Raw genomic sequence first — 708 nt, forward strand, 5'->3', positions numbered from 1 at the left:
GATCATCGGACGCGATAGCGCGCAGATGCAGGTCGTTCCAATCGGTCTTCTTGCCGTCGCGCTGGACGATCTGCGCGGCCCGCGAATCGAAGCCCAGCCCCGCTGAGCGCTTGATGTGCTTGTGCGTATACGAACGAGCACCCGGTTCGTTGTCTAGCGCCCACACGAGGGTCGGAAGGTCGGCCATGCGTGCCTTTGCCAGCTCGCGTAGAGATTCTTCCGGAAATGCGTTGGAGGACATGGCCGACACTGCGCACATGCCGTGCTGCAGGAGCGCGATCGCATCAAAGATGCCCTCCACGATCCACACCTCGCGCGCCGTCTGCATGGCTGTCAGCGCGGCAGGCGCGGCCCACCACATCCCTGCATAGCTCTGGCCTGGCGCGAAGCGCGCCTTCTGCTTGCCGAAGCGATGCGGGCGATCGATCAGGCGCTCCCACCAGCCGCCCTTGACGAGCGCAAAGCGCACCGTTGCGGTGCCGGCGCTGATTTTGCGGTCGTAGTGGCTGTCCTGGGTGTAGAGGCCTTTCAGCGGTGCCAGGTCAAAGCCACGGGAGAACTGCAGGTAGGCATCGGCCGCAGCATTGGGAGCCGCAGCCGTTGGCTGGAAGCGCTCGACGTCCCCCCAAGTTTGAGTAGCGCCTTAGTTTGGAGTCCAATTCCCTACCCCGAGGAGATTGGACGTGAAGAAGCGTTTTTCCGAAGAAC

1 protein-coding gene is annotated in these 708 nt (G+C 63.1%); it reads right to left on the minus strand.

What is annotated here, in order from left to right; translation table 11 throughout:
• On the minus strand, positions 1-565 hold a 565-nt coding region (locus tag XCSCFBP4642_RS23550; protein ID WP_160170344.1), incomplete at its 3' end, for a toprim domain-containing protein.
• Positions 566-708: the final 143 nt, after the last annotated feature.

It is taken from the genome of Xanthomonas cassavae CFBP 4642 (assembly GCF_000454545.1).
GTDB lineage: Bacteria > Pseudomonadota > Gammaproteobacteria > Xanthomonadales > Xanthomonadaceae > Xanthomonas > Xanthomonas cassavae.